Annotated in this window: 9 protein-coding genes and 1 tRNA gene; 5 read left to right on the top strand and 5 right to left on the bottom strand. The window is 48.7% G+C overall.

The annotated features are described in order from the left end of the window. Positions 1 to 7 precede the first annotated feature (7 nt). The gene (locus tag GS398_RS10135; protein WP_160906642.1) at positions 8 to 523 is read right to left on the bottom strand and encodes a hypothetical protein; all 516 of its coding nucleotides are present in this window, start codon (positions 521 to 523) and stop codon (positions 8 to 10) included. A 1-nt stretch (position 524) separates the two neighbouring features. Then, positions 525 to 1,382 (bottom strand): SPFH domain-containing protein, encoded by an 858-nt coding sequence (locus GS398_RS10130; RefSeq protein ID WP_160906641.1) that lies wholly within the window; start codon positions 1,380 to 1,382, stop codon positions 525 to 527. 219 nt (positions 1,383 to 1,601) lie between these two features. On the opposite strand from GS398_RS10130, the gene GS398_RS10125 reads away from it, so the two are divergent. Together GS398_RS10125 and GS398_RS10120 are read left to right on the top strand one after the other, a co-directional pair. Continuing rightward, positions 1,602 to 3,683, top strand: coding sequence for an HD family phosphohydrolase (locus GS398_RS10125; protein WP_439649216.1), 2,082 nt, complete (start codon positions 1,602 to 1,604; stop codon positions 3,681 to 3,683). 122 nt (positions 3,684 to 3,805) lie between these two features. Beyond that, positions 3,806 to 3,895: transfer RNA gene (locus GS398_RS10120), tRNA-Ser, on the top strand. 359 nt (positions 3,896 to 4,254) lie between these two features. Here the strand turns inward: GS398_RS10120 and GS398_RS10115 are convergent. The 3 genes from GS398_RS10115 to GS398_RS10105 are packed head-to-tail and all read right to left on the bottom strand — an operon-like array spanning position 4,255 to position 7,898. Next, positions 4,255 to 4,887 carry a TVP38/TMEM64 family protein gene (locus GS398_RS10115; protein ID WP_160906640.1) on the bottom strand — a complete coding sequence of 211 codons (633 nt, stop codon included), beginning with the start codon at positions 4,885 to 4,887 and terminating at the stop codon, positions 4,255 to 4,257. Between the two features lie 10 nt (positions 4,888 to 4,897). Beyond that, positions 4,898 to 5,938: a ferritin-like domain-containing protein gene (locus tag GS398_RS10110; RefSeq protein ID WP_160906639.1), complete on the bottom strand. Its 1,041-nt coding sequence runs from the start codon at positions 5,936 to 5,938 to the stop codon at positions 4,898 to 4,900. Positions 5,939 to 5,948: 10 nt separating this feature from the next. Continuing rightward, positions 5,949 to 7,898, bottom strand: coding sequence for a hypothetical protein (locus GS398_RS10105; RefSeq protein WP_160906638.1), 1,950 nt, complete (start codon positions 7,896 to 7,898; stop codon positions 5,949 to 5,951). A 444-nt stretch (positions 7,899 to 8,342) separates the two neighbouring features. On the opposite strand from GS398_RS10105, the gene GS398_RS10100 reads away from it, so the two are divergent. From GS398_RS10100 to GS398_RS10090, 3 genes are all read left to right on the top strand, one after another. After that, complete coding sequence (locus tag GS398_RS10100; protein ID WP_160906637.1) at positions 8,343 to 11,783, top strand: ABC transporter permease; 3,441 nt, start codon at positions 8,343 to 8,345, stop codon at positions 11,781 to 11,783. Positions 11,784 to 12,144: 361 nt separating this feature from the next. Then, positions 12,145 to 13,038: an SDR family oxidoreductase gene (locus GS398_RS10095; RefSeq protein ID WP_160906636.1), complete on the top strand. Its 894-nt coding sequence runs from the start codon at positions 12,145 to 12,147 to the stop codon at positions 13,036 to 13,038. A gap of 13 nt (positions 13,039 to 13,051) precedes the next feature. Continuing rightward, positions 13,052 to 13,972 (top strand): helix-turn-helix domain-containing protein, encoded by a 921-nt coding sequence (locus tag GS398_RS10090; protein WP_160906635.1) that lies wholly within the window; start codon positions 13,052 to 13,054, stop codon positions 13,970 to 13,972. Positions 13,973 to 14,031 lie beyond the last annotated feature (59 nt).

Here is a 14,031-nt window from a genome sequence, read left to right as displayed (position 1 = left end):
AACAGGGTCAGGTTGATGCGGCAGCCTGTCTCCGCGCCACCATGATGCGGTGCAGGCCTAAAAATGCCAATAATAGCAGCCATGGATTGTTTTTGAGATCGTCTTTGAAGGTGATCACTACATCCCGGGTAAAAGCTTTGCCGTCCAGTTCCATCACCTCACCGCGTGCGGGATCGGTCCACACGAAGCGGTTCTTCCAGGCCGACGGACGCGAAAATTGCATGGTTTTTCCATCGGGAAATGTCAGCGTCGATTTCATTCCCCACCAGCTTGTGGAGAGAAACGCTACCGTCGTATCGTTTTCGTCGACGATCTCCAGGTCCTTGCGCCATGCCCCGGAAGCGATAAAGCGCCACTTTTGCCCGCTGGTCTCCACAACGATATCGTGTTTGAACAGGCCGCTGTACGAGAGCTTGCCGTAACTGTACAGGTCGTCGGTGATCTCCATGTTCCGGCTAAGCCAGTTACCTGACCGCACCGCCCGCAGTTCTAACGCGGTACGTTTCGAAAATTCCTGGTACATATTAATGATATAAAGTTCCTGTATTTACTACCGGCGAAACATTTTTATCGCCGCATAACACCACCAGCAGGTTGCTTACCATGGCCGCTTTCCGCTCTTCATCCAGTTCTACGATGTTCTTTTCGGATAGACGGGCCAGCGCCATCTCTACCATGCCTACGGCGCCTTCTACGATCTGTTTCCTCGCAGAAACCACCGCTGTCGCCTGTTGGCGCTGCAGCATCGCGCCCGCTATTTCGGTAGCATAGGCGAGGTGGCTCAGGCGTGCCTCGATCACATCGATGCCTGCGCGCAGCAAACGTTCGTTTAGTTCCGCCTCGAGCATGGCGCTCACTTTCTCCGCTCCATCCTTTAAAGTGATGTTGGCTTCTTCATCTTCAAAATTGTCATAGGGGAACATATTGGCGAGGTGGCGTACGGCGGCTTCACTTTGTATATTGATGTACTGTATGTAATCGTCGACCTCGAAAATCGCTTTCGCCGTGTCTTTTACCTGCCACACGATCACTGCCGCGATCTCGATCGGGTTACCGAGCTTATCGTTCACCTTGATCTGCTGACCGTTGAGATTGCGCGCCTTTAATGACACCATCTTTTTAACGGTGAAGGGATTCACCCAAAAGAAACCGTCTTCTTTTATGGTGCCCACATAATTACCAAAAAGAGTAAGCACTTTGGATTGGTTCGGGTTGTTGATCAGTAATCCCGGCAGCACCAGGATAAAGCCGGTGAAACAGCAGATCGCCCCGATCACCGGGTGATAGGTGATAAAGGAGAAAATAGCGCCCCCCACCAGCGCCAGGAAAAGGAAGAGTGCAATATAGCCGGAGATCGGGCTAATGGTTTTTTCTGTGTTCATTGTTGTTAAGATTTGATATCATAAAGATATCATAATGGAATCGGAATCTGCAAATTTTTTTATGTTTTCCGTTATGCGCCCGGTGTTATACGCCCCGGTGCTTAGCTACGCCATTGAACATGCGATAGGAGCGTATAACGTCTAACGCAGAACGTCCAACCTTCCTTCCCGTACGTTCAAAAAAAACATTAGTTTTGTATTACTACATACAAGCTACAATTGGCAAAGCTTAAAAAGAATCCGCAGCAGCTCATTCACCCGAAGTACTCGTCCAAGCTGAAATTTGTGATGATGGGGTTTTGCATACTCATTATCACTATTTCATTGCCCAAGCAGGCAAAGTTCAGGTACGAGTTTGAGAAAGGTACCGTATGGCTGCATAAAGACCTGGTGTCTCCCTATAGTTATGCCATTAAAAAAACTTCCGCGGAAATAGAGAAGGACCAGGCGGATATTTTAAAATCGGTACTGCCGGTATACCGCAACAATACCGTTACCGCGGAAGAGCAGGTGGCCGCTTTTGCGTCTGATCTTGACATTAAATGGAAGAGTTCCGGGGAAGACGTTGAATTAAAGCCCGTATACCTCAGCACCGGGCAGCGAATTCTCGGAACATTGTATGCACGCGGCATTAGTACACCGAACCGAAAATACCAGCGCCGGGGAACGTATTATAATTTCCTGTTGCTTACCAACAATGTAGAGCGGCATTTAAATACCGTCGAGATCTTTACGCCCGAAGCTGCCGGGAAATACATCAGCGGGCAGCTGCAGCTGTTACCTGCTATTAAGAATAAGGCCTGGCTGGCCGACGTGATGAACGATCATATCGAGCCCAATTACTTGTACGACGAGCATGTTTCTGAGCGACTCGAGGCCGACGCCATTTCAAATATTTCGGTGGCGCGCGGGATGGTGCAAAAAGGTGAACTTATCGTGTCGAGCGGTACTATTATCACGCCGGAGATCTTTAAAAAGCTCGAATCGCTCCGCGAAGCCTATGAAGAAGACGCCCGGATCGCCGGGAACAGGCAGGTCCTTGTAGTCGGGCAATTTTTGCTGGTATCGCTTTGCATAACCATGCTGATCGTTTTCCTGTTTCTTTTCAGGAAAGACATCTATGCCGATAACCGGTTGATGTCGCTTATCCTGATCGTGGTTACCGGTATGCTGGTAACGTTGTCGCTGGCCATGCGGATGAAGATCCCGAGCGTGTATTATATCCCTTATTGCGTGGTACCGATCATTATCCGCATTTTGTTCGATACGCGGCTGGCGCTTAACATTCATACGCTGGTGATCCTCATTGCAGGTTTCTATGTTCCAAACAGCTTCGAGTTTACCTATCTGCAGATCACTTCGGGGATGGTGGCCTTGTACAGCATCAAGAGCCTGGTGAAGCGGGAGCAGTTCCTGATCTCCGCTTTCCTGATCCTGTGCAATTACTTTGTCGGGTTCGTAGGGATCTCTTTTATCCGCAACGGGTCGCTGGCCGACATCGAGTGGATCAACTTTACCCCGTTTGTGTTCAGTGTATTGTTGTCGCTGCTGGCGTACCCGCTTATTTACGCGTTCGAGCGACTGTTCGGCATTATTTCCGACCTGACGCTGATCGAGCTTACCAATACCAACTCGCGGATCCTTCGCGATCTTTCGTATAAGGCGCCGGGTACGTTCCAGCATTCGCTCCAGGTGGCCAACCTTGCCGAGGCGGCCATCTTTAAGATAGGAGGAAACGCCCTACTGGTAAGGGCTGGAGCCATGTATCACGACATCGGGAAGATGGAAAACCCACAGTTCTTTATCGAGAACCAGAATAAGGGCACCAATCCGCACGACAATTTATCTTACGAGCAGAGTGCGCAGCTCATTATTCAGCATGTGCACAAAGGTATCGAGCTTGCCCGCCGGAGCCATATCCCGGAGATCGTGATCGACTTTATCCGTACCCACCACGGCAATACCCGCGTCGATTATTTTTACCAGTCGTTCCTTAAGAATTTCCCCGAAAAGCTGGTAGATGAGAACATCTTCCGCTACCCGGGCCCCATCCCATTCTCGAAAGAGACCGCGGTGCTGATGCTGGCAGACTCGGTAGAAGCCGCTTCCCGCAGTATCAAGGAGCCGTCGGTACAAAGCATCAGCGACCTTGTCGACCGCATTATCGACTATAAACTGGAGCAGGACCAGCTGAACGACAGCAACATCACCCTCAAAGACATCGAAACCATCAAGCTCATCTTTAAAACCATGCTGATGGGCATCTACCACGTGCGTATCGACTACGCCGCGGTGAAATGAAATTTTTTTTGCAGGTTAAGTTTGAGCGTCTATATTTGCAGACCTTTTAGGGGTGGTCAGCCACCGGTGGCCGTTATCAGTTCCTTTACGGCGCTTTAACAACCGGCTACTGAAACTAAAAAGGTGAGGTGCCTGAGAGGCCGAAAGGATCAGTTTGCTAAACTGACGTACGGGCAACCGTACCGAGGGTTCGAATCCCTCCCTCACCGCCAAGCTTAAAAGCTCGATTTTGTATCGGGCTTTTTGCATTTTTGGCGCTTTTGAGGGCATTTTAGGTGTTCAAATTTTGTGACATTAATTGGATCAAGCTGAATTTCCGGGGAGTAGATTTGGCTGTCAGCTATCAGCATTCAGCCCGTAAGTATACCTTATAAGATAAGTAATTGACGTTGAGCTCTTCCTGAGTAGTATTCCAAGTTTGACAGTGTAATCAAAGCTGATTGCTGATAGCTGAAAGCTAACAGCTCCCAAACTTTTAAGCCTGCTCCCATTAATTATGAATAACCAGAAGGCGTTACATTGCCTGTACAACGCGCACTTCGAATAAGACTGCTACGCTAGGTAAGCTATGTTAAGCAGCTGCAGGTTTTTCATGTTTTTTAGAGATCATGCTCCTCCCATACCAGAAAGCCGCGGATATGCCCAATGAACAGCCCAGCGAAAGCAGGAATATGCCCTGATCATATCCCTGGCTGCCGCAAAATGCATAGAGCATGCATAAGGGAGCATAGCCAGCCAAATTGAGCAGAAGATATTTCTGCAGCGGCATCCCATTGTACCCGCACACAACGCACACGCTCTCGGATAAGACTGGAATACCCCGCGATAAAAGAACCGCAACCATACCATACCGCGTCAATATGGAATTGGCGCGCTCATCATGTTCAGAGCGGATGCTAAAGGACGTGAACTTGCCAATATAATATCCCGCAAGCGAACTTACCATAAGCGCCGTTAACGAGGTAAGCGAGCCATAACCCATGCCCAGCACATACCCGTTCATATACATGACGATGCTGGAGGGTACCGGAAGCACGATGTCGAACGCCAGTACCAGCATGCTTATGCCTGAGTATGTGCCTCGATGTTTTGAAACATCATTCAGCAAGGTAGTGAAGTACGATTCCAGGGTGTTAAATAACAGGAAAGAGACTATGACAATAGCAACTACGATCGCAAAGGGGATAATGATTTTTTTGCTCATCTGCTGTTACTTATGGCTGTGGAAACCACTCATAAGGCGCACCGATCGTATAGCCCTGCTGACCCGGGAAGGGTGTTGCGTTCAACTTCTCAGACAGCAACTTCAGGTCGAACATAACACCGATCGTATTGTCGAGATAGCCAGGTTCGCCATTGAACGTACGGTGCAACCCGTTAAGGAGCGAACTGTAGGCATTATTGAATTCGTCAACACGCCGTCGTTCCTCAGTTCCCGGGATAAGCATCTTTGCCTTTGTATTTGAATAAACGGGATAAACGTCATTCGGATCGAACGGTATCGGATCACCGGAAAACGAATAAGAGCCATCGTTACGAACGACAGCCTTCTTTCCTGCAACGATTTCCGCAAACTTGTAATAATGCGCGAGTTCCTTTTCGGGATCCAGGGGCGAATGGGTAGTACCTTCTCCTTGCTCTACGATGATATTGATGGCGTTGACCGCATCTTCTTTGGTGAGGATGGGAAAGAGCTCACTGCTACTAAAAAAGTTTGAGGTAACCTGCTTCGCAGGATCGCCGGGCAGGTTATCCGGGGCAAGGTGCTGTATCTTATCGCTTAACGTCATATAAAACTGTCCTATGGTAGCATATTCAGGACTTGCCTCAGCCGCCAGCATAAGGGTTGGAGGGATAGGATTCTCCGGCTCTTCGATCTCCATGAAAATGCTCTGCACGATATTTATACTGAACGGGTTGAGCCCTACGATGAGCCCTTCGCTACTGCCTATACCCATAGGCAACGGGGTGGGATATTCGGGAATAAAAGACTTGTCGTTGATAAGCGGCCTCCCGCCGAGGGCATTCAGTATATTGGCGGCAATGGACATATGCAACATTTCTTCGATGACGATGGAGTGAATTATTGCTCTTATTTCATTACCGGTATTCGGTTTAAATGAGAACATCGCCGTGAGGTATGGAGGTATAGTGGAGTGCTCCAGTTCTATAGCATTCTGAACAAGCGGAAATAGCTCTTCGAGGCTTGATGCAGATACGGCCTCCACTATATATTTCGGTTCTATTTTAAGCATGATGTTTATGTTAGTATTCAAACAGGTTATCAATTTCAGGATAAGACAGCAGCGCGCCATTTTTCATCATCACCGCACGCTTTAGCTTTGCCTGTTTTTCGGGGATCGGTGCACCAGCCTCCGGGACATTCCGGATTTTTGCAGGCTCTGCAGCCATTGCTCCCGCAAGCCCTATATCAACAACCGGCTGATCGGCAGACAGCCAGTTGAGTATGGCCTGCTTCTTTGCTTCAGACAGATCGCGGGTCACCGGCATATAAACAGGATCGGTAATATCGCGGGTGAAGGCAAACTTGAGGATCTCCTTTTTTGAAAACAGCGCCAGGGGATCTGCAAAATTCAAAAAGTACTTACTCATAATAGGGTATAAATTGGCAAACTGCACCATAATCTCTGATATGTCGCTCCACGACGGATTGGCCGGGGCTTCGAAATAATTCCTTACGTGGATGAAGATCCCGTCGGAAACTATATTTCCCGGAGCTGCAGGATCTGGCTGCTGACCGGAAAGTGCATAACTTAAGGTGTAAATTTGGCCGTCGATATATCCCCTGGGGTTATTCACATTGTTACCGGTAATATCCAGGCTGGCGTAACCATTCGCATCTGTATTGATCGTTTGGGAGAAACTTATACCTTCAACGGGAGTGTTGTAATTAGGTATGTCACAAACCGGGATGAGTGGGTTCTGCGACTGAGATCCCGCTGCAGCTCCTCCGCCTTCGGGGTCCATGTTGATGGTTATCACGGCATTTTGCAGCGGTTCCCCCCATTGATACGCATACAGATTTACCGGTACCGTTTGACCACAATCGATGCGGCAAACGAAATCGTCGGCTCGCAGTACCAGTCCATCAATAGCTTCGCGTGCGATAACGATGTAATTTCCGCCGCTACCAGGGGTTAACAAGAGCAGCTGGTTATTGGCAAGCGCATGTGTAACGTCATCGGGCAGGTCAGTGAATGACGCAATCCCGCCGGTATTATTAAGCCACGCGGCATCGTAATTGATCTGGCCGATCATGATAATCTCGTCGGAGGCTAGTATTACATTCGCGGAACCCGGCGCAGGCATAGTTACAGGCACTTTACTGACAGCCATGTAGAGCTTACTGTTGAGACCTATAGTACCTATGGAGTCGATCACCGGAAATGAACCGCTAAAGTCGACGGTTAACCTTTGTTGCTGCTGCTCGAACAGAAAGTTCGAAAAATTGAAAAAGGTATTCTGATTGGCGTCTTGTATTATTCCGTATAGTCTGCGGTAAGGTGAAAGTATTTCCGGTTCATTTTCAAGCCACGGCCCAATTGTCCCGATAATACGCCCGAGAGAAAATCGCCCGTCAGCAGCATGGTTGTAGTAATACCCGTAACCGCTAAGGTTAATACTCAGTTTATTTGAAGCCGAGGCTGCCTTCAGTTGCTGTAAAAACGGTGAATCGGCGGCCCTATCGCCCCACACCACATTTTCCAGAACGGAAGTCCACATACCGCCCAAAGGTTGCCCGTTAACGCGCGCACCCTTTTGTTGCCTCATCTGCAAGTCGCGAAACCCGGTCGCCTTGATGTTCCCGGACACAAGCAACTCGCCGTCACTGGTAGAAATGAAAACGCTGACTCCCCAAAGCTGTGAACTCATTTGCCACTGCGGATCGAGGTCTACCATTTTGCCCGAGTTTCTGCCCGCCGCGCTGCTTATTATAGCGCCAAAGATAGGGTCCTGGAAATCCGGATCCCCGGTACCTTCTTTACTCGATAGCTGCTTCATCCGGCAGTTCTGAAATCCGAATGTGGCGCCGCCCTCAGGGTTCCACCATCCATTGAGATTGCCTGATCCGGGTGTTTGAAATGAACTTGCGAACGTAGCGTTATTATAGTGCGCCGGGTCATTGTTGACCGTAGATACGTCTGAAACAAAATCGCCCGTGAAAACAAAATACGGTGAATGGAGATATGACATGGTTTTCGTTTTTATAATTGACTATCGCGTGGAATAAAATTAGAGTAAAATTTGAATAAAAGTGTATCAATAACAAAAAACAAATAAAAATAAGTTATTTATTTGACTAACATAGATTCATTAAATATCGGCTCAGGTATTGTTAATATAGACCTCTCTAATTACGCTTAAAATTCCTTGCAGGCTTCTAACTTGCTCCGTCTCCGGGAAAGTAAAATAAGCATGAAATCCTGTCTCCCTGCCGGAGAGAGTCACGCAGGGAGGAAGGATAATTATCGTCTCTACAAATAATATCAGTATAGCTGATTCCGGACGATCATTTAATATTCAAAACCGGACATGCCCATGTTCGGTTCTGTTACACAATACATAATCATTATTATATAACTACCTGCTTATTAATTGCTTGTAATTTTGGAACATGAATTGACCTAAGTGCATAACTTGAAAGTAGATAACTTGCATACCGACCTTTATGAGCTGGCTTTGCTGGGAACGATATTCGTCGGGCTTGCTTTCAGCCTGCTATTGTTACTGATCCAAAAAGGTAACAAGGCCGCCAACCGGGTCCTTGGTTTTATTCTCATGGTTACCGTCCTCGGGATGATCCGGGCCTTGTACACTGGCATTCACCCGGAACTACCGCCATTTTCGCTGGCTTTAGGTCCGCTCATCTATTTTTATGTAGGGAGCATAACCCGGCCAAACTATAAATTCCGTTCCGGAGACCTGTTGCATTTCTTTCCCATGTTAATAACAGTAGGCGTAGGTATTCTTTATACACCAGGCTTTCCGGGCCGGATCCCGCTGTTCCGATCACTGGTATTTATTTCTGTTTGCGTCTATTGGTATGCCGCTCATCAGCTGATCAAAGAATTCTCGCGGGACCTGAAATTTAACGGGGGCGATCGTTACCGCTTAAAATTGCGGTGGCTGAACAAGTTGTTGACAGGTTTCGCCATTTTATGGCTATTGTGGATACCCTTTACGATCATCGGCTATCCTTATCCTGTATATCTCCTTTTAGCCGCCCTGGCAATTGGCACGGCCGGGATGGTGATCTTAAGACCCGAAATGAACTCGCCCGCAGATGAACCCTATTTTTTGAAGTTACCATCGCCGGATGAGTTAAAGCATAAAGCCAGCTGGCTTAAGCAAATGGTAAAGAACGGCGCTTATTACAAAGACCCGGAACTCAGTTTGACCTCACTGGCTGAAAAGCTCGGATTGACGACCCACGAATTGTCCCGTATCATTAATAGCGGGCTCAAGAAAAGCTTTAATGATTTTGTCAATGAATATCGTATAGGCGAGGTGGCCCGCAAGATGCAGGACGCAGCTTTCGGGCACCTTACCTTGCAGGGCATTGCTTATGACGCAGGTTTTAATTCGCCGAGCACCTTTCACCGCGCATTCAAACAACTGACGGGAAAAACGCCCGCGGAGTATAAAAAACAACTCCCATCTTATAACCTGACATATGATTCACGGCCCGTTGCGGTAATTTCGAACCAGGTAAACCGCAATCATATGTTTAAAAATTATTTAAAGATCGCCTGGAGAAATACGGCCAGGAACAAAGTTTCTTCCCTGATCAATATTGCCGGCCTCGCAGTGGGTATGGCTGTGGCTATGCTGATCGGTTTATGGATATGGGACGAAGCGTCCTTCGATAGGTCCAATAAGAATTATGACCGCATCGTACAGGTTTTGGCGAATGTCAACGCCGGCGGCGGCCTGGTAACGCAATCCTCGCTGCCTTTGCCCTTATCGGCGGAACTACGGGATAAATATGCCGGCGACTTTAAGCAAGTGGCCTCGGTTATTACCATGGAACAGAACCTGAATTATAATAACCATGCCTTTTCAAGCGACGGCTGTTATGCTGAACCTGCCATTACAGAAATCATCACCCTGCATATGCTCAGGGGATCGAAAAACTCCCTTAAAACGCCCGGCGCCATATTAATCAATGAATCACTGGCCCGGGCACTATTTGGTGAAACCGATCCGGTCAACCAAACGATCAGGCTCAACGATGCTTTCCTGGTGCAGGTAACAGGCGTGTACAGGGACCTGCCAAAGAATACGCAATTCAGCGATATCAATTTTATCGCGCCTGTCGCTCTCCTCACGCAGAACGGCGATGGCATAAATAACTGGTACAATAGTTCATTCCAACTATATGCCTTGTTAAACCAGGGCAGCGACTTGCGGCAGCTTTCGCATAAAATTCAGAACATCCTGTATAAGCATGCAAAGAATGCCACTAAGCCCGCGCTCTTCCTGTCCCCGATGCGCGAATGGCACTTGTATGAATTCAGGAACGGCGTTGCCGTTGCGGGGCGACTGCAGTTCGTATGGCTCTTCGGTATCATCGGCCTGTTTGTGCTGTTGCTGGCCTGCATCAACTTTATGAACCTGAGCACGGCACGGAGCGAAAAGCGCGCTAAAGAAGTGGGCATTCGTAAGGCCATCGGTTCCTTGCGCGCGCAACTGGTAGCGCAGTTCCTAAGTGAATCCTTTTTGATCGTTGCCGTAGCCTTCCTGATCGCTATGCTGCTGGCCTGGCTGGCTTTGCCGTTTTTCAATGACGTCTCGGGAAAGGACCTTCACCTGATCTGGACCAACCCGCTGGTTTGGCTGACCTGCGTTTGTTTTTGCCTGTTCACCGGACTTCTTGCGGGAAGCTACCCGGCGCTTTACTTATCGTCCTTTAATGCGGTGAAAGTATTAAAAGGCACTTTCAAGGCGGGCCCTGGAGCTGCATTACCCCGTAAGGTTCTCGTGGTGGTGCAATTCTCAGTTTCGGTTACGATGATCATCGGAACCATCATTGTTTTTAAACAGATCGAATTTGCCAAGGACAGGCCGGTAGGTTATAACCGGGACAACCTGGTATCGATCTCTTATAACGCTATCAAGGGATACAGCGCTTTCCGCGAGGAGTTGTTAAGGACCGGCGCAGTATCCGGCGTATCGGCTTCCTCCAATCCGATGACCGGCATCTGGTCGTCGGCAGATAACCTGAGCTGGCAAGGAAAGGATCCTAACCGGCAGGAGGTATTCGGTACCGTGCTGGTAGACCCCGATTTTGGCAGCGTAGTGGGCTGGCAAATGAAAGAAGGCCGGAGTTTCTCCAAACAGTTTTTGAGCGATTCGTCGGGCTTTTTGTTTAACGAAGCGGCAATCAGGCAGATGGGATTGAAGGAGCCTGTAGGTAAAACCATTAAATGGCACGGAAAAGACTGGAAAGTACTGGGTGTAGTAAAGGACATGGTCATGACCTCGCCTTTTGATCCTATAACACCGGTGGTATTTTTGATGGATGATCGCGAACGCTCATTCAATGTGATCAATTTGAAGCTCAGGGCTGGTATGCCTGTCGCTGATGCGCTCGTCAGGATCGATGCGGTTTTCAAAAAGTTCGCACCGGATGCGCCGTTCAATTACAAGTTCGCGGATAGTGAGTATGCGCAAAAGTTTATAGCGGAAGAACGTACCGGAAAGCTGGCCTCCGTGTTCGCTGTGCTCGCTATCTTCATATCTTGCCTTGGATTATTCGGGGTGGCGTCGTTTATCGCCGAGCAGCGCGTCAAAGAAATCGGTATAAGAAAGGTGCTGGGCGCATCGGTGTTTAGCATCTGGGGTTCCTTATCCAGGGACTTTGTCACCCTAGTGGGGATCGCCCTGCTCATTGCCGTCCCTGTTTCCTGGTATTTCATGCACCAATGGCTGCAGCGTTACACTTACCATACCGGGTTGTCCTGGTGGGTATTTGCATTAACCGGGGCAGGCGCCGTGCTCATCACTTTACTCACCGTTAGTTATCACAGCATCAAGGCAGCCTTGACCAACCCGGTGGAAAGCCTTCGCTCAGAATGATGCGCCGACGTCGCAAGCCCAACCTTATGCACCGCAGAGCGAAAGGGATGAGACAGAGATAATTTTAAAAGGAGCTGGAAATGATCGCATAACATCGTATGATCAAGTACCGTAAAATAACTGAGGTGAGGTGTTTGAAACGCTGGCAGCGTTACGTGGAGCTTCCCGTCAGGCTACTCATTTAATGTCTGAACCTATTTCGGACTCCCGCTTTGCGATTTTGGCTAAATTAAAGCCTGATCCGGTTAAATATTTTCAGTCGGCCCGAATGATCTTTGCAGGGTTCATTTACGCACAACAGGTGAATCCCACGGGATCAATTAAGAACCGGATAGAAATACTAACATCTAACATTATAACTATGAGAATTTTTGTTACAGGGGCGACAGGATTTGTAGGCTCAGCAGTAGTTGCTGAACTGATCGGCGCCGGGCACCAAGTGATTGGCCTTGCCAGGAATGAGCAGGCGGAAAAAACGCTTCAATCTTCAGGCGCAGAGGTACATAAAGGCGACCTGGAGGACTTGAACAGCCTGGCAGAAGGTACAAGATCTGCAGACGCAGTTATCCACACAGGATTTATCCACGATTTTTCAAGGTTCGGGGAAGTCTGTGAAATAGACCGCAAAGCCATCAAAGCCCTGGGCAATGCACTGGCGGGTACCAACCGCCCATTGATCGTAACTTCGGGAACGCTTGTGGTGGGAGGCGGACAGATGGTGACGGAGGATTCCCTTCCCGATTATGCGCACTCCCGTAACCCACGTGCAGCATCCGAGCAGGCAGTGGACGAACTGGCTGAAAGGGGGATCAATGTATCGGTAGTTCGTCTTTCTCCCTCAGTACACGGTGATGGCGATCGCCATGGATTTGTTCCTATGCTGATCGATCTGGCCAAAAAGACTAGGGTATCCGCCTATATAGGCAAGGGGGAGAACCGGTGGACAGCCGTACATCGCCTGGATGCAGCCGCTCTGTATAGACTCGCACTGCAAAACACCGTTCCCGGAGTTCGTTTTCATGGCGTGGCGGAGGAATCCGTTACGCTAAAGTCTATAGCAGAAGCCATCGGCTCAAAGCTTGGATTGCCTGTAGTTTCCAAATCGGGGAAAGAAGCATCCGAACATTTCACCTGGTTTGAACACTTCGCAGGCGTTGACGGTCCAGCCTCGGCCTTCAAAACCAGAGAGCAATTGAACTGGCATACCAGCCACCCGACACTGCTGCAGGATTTGCGGGGTAATGTATATTTTTGATATCATTAACTCAATGGAGCGTATTAAAAGATATCATTTCAAGACCATTTCAGAATACCACAAACTGGCGGGCCTGCCAAAACCAGGACACCCGCTGGTTAGCGTGGTGAATATGCAGGACGTTAAAATACCTTTGACAGGTGGCGGCTTAAGCATGATCTACGATTTCTATTCCATCGCGCTGAAAAGGGTGCCCGATGCCAGGATCAAATACGGCCAGCAGGTCAGCGATTTTGACGACGGCGTGCTCTTCTTTATGGCTCCCGGCCAGGTATTTACGGTAGAAGTCGTCGGTAGCAGGGAACATCGCCCTACGGGATGGATGATCCTATTTCATGCCGATCTGCTGTGGGGAACGCACCTTGCGAAAGTGATCAAACAATACGACTTTTTTGACTACTCCCTGTACGAGGCCCTTCATGTATCAGAGGCAGAAGAAAATACACTCAACGCTATATCTGCACAACTCGCAGTCGAAGCAAACGCCAATATTGATCGCTTTACCCAGCAGGTGATCATTGCGCAGCTTGAATTGCTGCTCAGTTATTCCGAGCGCTTCTATCAACGGCAGTTCATCACCAGGAAGGCGGTGAGCCACGAGATCTTAAACCGGTTGGAAGATTTGATCGGGGAGTACTTTCAGAACGGCCACCTTGCAGATAAAGGTCTGCCAACGGTAAGCTACATTGCAGAAAAGCTGAATATTTCGGCGGGATACCTAACCGGGATGCTCAAATCTCTAATTGACCAAAGCACCCAGCAGTACCTGCATGGAAAGCTCATAGACCTGGCAAAGGAAAAGCTTTCTACAACCAGCCTGTCGGTCAGTGAGATCTCCTATGAGCTGGGGTTTGAGCATTTGCAGTCCTTCAGCAGGTTGTTTAAGACGAAAACGAACCTTTCGCCAAAGGAGTTCAGGGAATCTTTCAATTAATCCAGGAATGCCTGTTTACAGATATTAAACCGTTCTCATGTGGAGTTTTCAATTCCCCG

This window comes from Hufsiella ginkgonis, assembly GCF_009834915.1.
Classification (GTDB): Bacteria; Bacteroidota; Bacteroidia; order Sphingobacteriales; family Sphingobacteriaceae; genus Hufsiella; species Hufsiella ginkgonis.
Note: the sequence above shows the minus strand (reverse complement) of the source record. Positions and strands in the feature narration are given on the sequence as shown.